The sequence below is a fragment of the Paenibacillus residui genome (assembly GCF_042677205.1).
Taxonomy (GTDB): Bacteria; Bacillota; Bacilli; order Paenibacillales; family NBRC-103111; genus Paenibacillus_L; species Paenibacillus_L residui.
Window position 1 is genome coordinate 1 of sequence record NZ_JBHTIU010000083.1, and the last position, 4460, is coordinate 4460.

The 4460-nt window shown below is 46.2% G+C and carries 4 protein-coding genes; all 4 read left to right on the forward strand.

What is annotated here, in order from left to right:
* Window positions 1-556: 556 nt before the first annotated feature.
* The 4 genes from ACFQ03_RS20690 (at window position 557) to ACFQ03_RS20705 (ending at window position 4390) form a co-directional block, all read left to right on the forward strand.
* Entirely contained in the window at window positions 557-1510 is a 954-nt protein-coding gene (locus ACFQ03_RS20690) for an ABC transporter permease (RefSeq protein WP_144935524.1), read from the forward strand.
* A complete protein-coding gene (locus ACFQ03_RS20695; RefSeq protein WP_379290677.1) occupies window positions 1500-2450 on the forward strand; it encodes an iron chelate uptake ABC transporter family permease subunit in 951 nt (316 codons plus the stop codon). Before ACFQ03_RS20690 ends, ACFQ03_RS20695 begins: the two co-directional genes overlap by 11 nt.
* The gene (locus ACFQ03_RS20700) at window positions 2444-3202 is read left to right on the forward strand and encodes an iron ABC transporter ATP-binding protein (protein ID WP_379290679.1); all 759 of its coding nucleotides are present in this window, start codon (window positions 2444-2446) and stop codon (window positions 3200-3202) included. The genes ACFQ03_RS20695 and ACFQ03_RS20700 overlap by 7 nt, the downstream gene beginning before the upstream one ends.
* A 180-nt stretch (window positions 3203-3382) precedes the next feature.
* Window positions 3383-4390, forward strand: coding sequence for a siderophore ABC transporter substrate-binding protein (locus ACFQ03_RS20705; RefSeq protein WP_379290681.1), 1008 nt, complete (start codon window positions 3383-3385; stop codon window positions 4388-4390).
* The last annotated feature ends 70 nt before the right edge of the window (window positions 4391-4460 follow it).

The window sequence follows — 4460 nt, forward strand, 5'->3', positions numbered from 1 at the left end:
CATTCGCTTGAATCTACCTGTACAAAATACAGTTAGATGTGCCGCTCCGCTTGCAACGATGCCTGCAGACTGTAAAATAGACGGATTTTCAAGGTAGGTTAGCGATTTTGGCGGCTAGATCCCATCTACCTACATAAAATCCAGTTAGTTACCCAGTCCCCGGTACGTAGCCATGTGGTTGACCATCGTCATGCGACGCCAAACACCGCGCACTGGGAGTCGGCGCAGTGGGAGATAATCGCCACAAGGGCCGGTGGTTGGCTAAGCTATTTTCCAATCAGACGCGCTACTCCATTCCCTTGGCACAACACCAGCAGAAATAGACGGATTTTCCAATTACATCCCGTTGTTGCGGGCAGACGTAACGAGCAAGTTGAAAAAATGAACCAACATTATGAATAATTATTGAATTTTGTCGTTTTTTTATCCGGAAAACCATGGATAATGTTGACAGCGGGGTTCAGCATGTTATAATACTAATCGTGATCTAATTGAGAATGAATATCATTATTACCCTAAATGAGAATGAGATTCATTTGCGCAAAGGAAAAAAGTGATGAAAAAAAGATACCTGGTTATCGCACTGATAGTTTTCTCCTTTATTTCATTATTTATAGGCGTTACGGATATATCCATCTTCGATATATTCAGCTTGACAGAGGACCAGTTGGAAATTATTATGATCAGCCGCGTTCCCCGCTTAATCAGCATAATTATCGCCGGAACGAGCATGAGCATCGTCGGGTTGATCATGATGCAGCTGACGAGAAACAAATTCGTCTCCCCGACTACGGCGGGAACGATGGACTCGGCCAGCTTGGGAATTCTCGTATCGCTGTTGATCTTCGGCTCGGCCAGCCCTCTGCAGAAGATGCTTGTCGCTTTTGTTTTCGCGCTGGCGGGAACATTCGCATTCATGAAGATTTTAGACAAAATCAAGTATAAAGATTCAATCTTTATTCCGCTAGTCGGTTTGATGTTCGGCAGCATCGTCGGCTCGACGACGACATTCTTGGGTCTCAAGTATGGTCTAATCCAGAGTGTGGGCGCTTGGCTTCACGGCGACTTTTCCATGATCATGCAGGGTCGCTACGAGCTGCTTTACTTAAGTATCCCGTTAGTTGTCGCAGCATATCTATACGCGAACCGGTTTACCGTTGCCGGCATGGGGGAGGAGTTCTCCGTCAACCTGGGGCTGAATTACAAGCGGGTAGTCAATATCGGCCTGGTGATCGTCGCACTTGTATCCGCGATCGTTATGCTTACGGTTGGAAACATCCCTTTCCTGGGGCTGATCATTCCGAACATCGTAACTATTTACCAAGGCGATAACCTGAAGAAAAACCTTTCTCATACGGCGTTGTTAGGGGCAGTATTCGTCCTGGCTTGCGACATTCTCGGCCGTATTATCATTTATCCGTTCGAAATTTCTATCGGCCTTACGGTTGGGGTCATAGGAAGCGGCATTTTTCTTTATTTGCTATTGAGGAGAAAGTCACATGAGTCATAAAACGAAGCTGTATATCCTGGGCGCCCTGGCACTGTTGCTCATCTGCATCCTTTTATTCATCGATGCGGCCGGCAATTGGGATTATGCATTGCCGCGAAGAGGCAAGAAAATATTGGCCATATTGTTGACGGGCGGCAGCATCGCTTTCTCAACCGTTATGTTTCAAACCGTTACGAACAATAAAATATTGACGCCGAGCATCATCGGATTGGACTCTCTTTATATGCTGGTGCAGACGGCGATTGTCTTCATCTTCGGCTCCACTACGTTGACCATGATGAGCAAGAACATTCACTTTCTCATCTCCGTCGGTTTTATGGTGCTGTTCGCGGGACTATTGTATAAATTTTTGTTCAAAAGAGAGGGCAAAAATATTTATTTCCTGCTGCTGGTCGGATTGATCTTCGGAACGTTCTTTTCCAGTATTTCGTCCTTTATGCAAATGCTCATCGATCCGAACGAATTTATGGTGGTCCAAGACAAGATGTTCGCGAGCTTCAATAACGTCAACTCCGACATTCTTCTGCTTGCCTACATCGTCGTCTTCGCTACGGCAGCCTACTTTATCAAGTTCAATAAATATTTGGATGTGCTGTCTTTAGGTAAAGAACATGCGATCAATCTCGGTGTCAGCTACGATTATGTCGTCAAGAGAATTCTGATTGTCGTTGCAATACTTACAGCCGTGTCCACCGCACTGGTCGGACCGATCACGTTCCTGGGCTTGCTTGTCGCGAACGTAGCCTATCAATTTATAAGAACGTACCGGCATTCGTATGTAATCACAGGATCTATCCTGATCAGTATTATCGCTTTGGTCGGAGGACAGCTCTTGGTCGAGCGGGTATTCACGTTCTCCACCTCGTTAAGTGTCATCATCAATTTTATCGGCGGAGTATACTTCATATACCTTCTGTTAAAGGAGAACAAATCGTGGTAGAAGTCAGAAACGTTTCCAAACGGTACGGAAACAAAAATGTCGTAGATCAAGTATCCGTTAAGATAGCGAAGGGGAAGATTACCTCGTTTATCGGGCCGAACGGGGCGGGGAAGAGCACTCTGATGTCGATGGTCAGCCGCCTGATCCCCAAGGACGAAGGGGAGATATGGATTGAAGGGCGTGAGATCGGTCAGTGGAAAAGCAACGAGCTGGCCAAGCGGATTTCCATCCTGAAGCAGTCCAATCACATTAATATCCGGTTAACGGTTAAAGAACTGGTCGGCTTCGGACGTTTTCCTTACTCCCAAGGAAGACTGACGGCGGAGGATAAGAAATATGTGGACGAAGCCATTCGCTATATGGAACTGGAAGACATGCAGGACAAATATTTGGATCAGTTGAGTGGCGGACAGAAGCAGCGGGCTTTCATCGCCATGATTATTGCCCAGAATACCGATTATGTTCTGCTGGATGAACCATTGAACAATTTGGATATGAAGCATTCCGTTCAAATTATGAAGGTGCTGAGGCGATTGGCCGACGAGCTCGGCAAAACAGTAATTATCGTAATCCATGACATCAATTTCGCCTCCTGTTATTCCGATTATATTGTGGCGCTTAAGGACGGTAGAATTGTAAAGGAAGGCACGACCGCCGAAATTATCGATTCGTCCGTACTGCGGGAGGTATACGATATGGACATTCAGATTCATGAGATTGACGGCAATAAAATCTGCGTTTATTTTACTTAATCTGTCTACAAAAGCCGGTGAATCTTATTTGACGGTTCCCAGCACGGTTCGCTCCGACAGTTCGCCGCGAAAGGAGGATAGTGAAACCATACTTATAAAAAGGCAGCGGACATCAAGTTAAAGTTAGCGACATCGTCAAAATAATTTCATATAAAAACTAAATTATTAGGGGTGTTAAGAGTGAGCAAGAAATTATCCATGTTGTTGATGACGATTTTTCTGGTTTTCATAGTCGCCGCATGCGGGGCGAAAAATTCGGAAGGAACCCCGGGCGGATCAGAGGCAAAGACAACTAACGCCGCGGCAAATAACGAGAATAAGAACACAGAGGCGCCTAAAGACGAGGTGCTTACGATCAAACATCAGCTTGGGGAAGCAACGGTTAAGAAAAATCCGAAAAATGTCGTTGTATTCGACTACGGTGCTTTGGAAACATTGGATAAGCTGGGAATCGAAGTGGCTGCTGTACCTCAAAGCTCGCTGCCGGGCCACCTGAAGAAATATGAAGACTCCAAATACATGAATGCAGGAACGCTGTTCGAGCCCGATTTCGAGAAAATCAACGCGCTTAAGCCGGAGCTGATCATCATTTCGGGCAGATCTTCCGAAGCTTACAAAGAGTTGGATAAAATCGCCCCAACGGTCTTTATGGGGGTTGATACACAGAACTATATGGAATCCTTCACGGAAAACGTAAAGACGCTTGCCTCGATCTTCGGTAAGGAAGCCGAAGCGGACAAAGAGCTGGCCGCGATTGACGAATCCATCAAGCAGTTGAACGAAACGGCAGCCGCCAGCGGTAAGAAAGGTTTGATCATTCTGACGACAGGTGGCAAGGCCAACGCTTATGGGGTAGGCTCCCGATTCGGCTTGATCCATGACGTATTCGGAGTTGTGCCAGTGGACGATAAAATCGATTCTCAAACATCACATGGTCAAAAAATAACTTTCGAATACGTCGCCGAGAAAAACCCGGACTATCTCTTCGTCATTGACAGAGACGCGGTAGTCAGCGGCGAGAATGTAACACCAGCCAAGGAAGTCGTGGAGAACGATCTGGTGAAGAAGACCAACGCGTTTAAAGACGGCAAAATCATCTATCTCGACCCGAATTTCTGGTATCTGTCCGGTGGTGGACTGATTTCCATGGCAGAGATGGTTAAAGAAGTTGCCGAAGGCGTGAAGTAATTAACTGGACAGTCAAAAGTTCTACAGCATTAAGAAGCGAGCGAATCGGCGTCAATATCAGTCGTTTCCT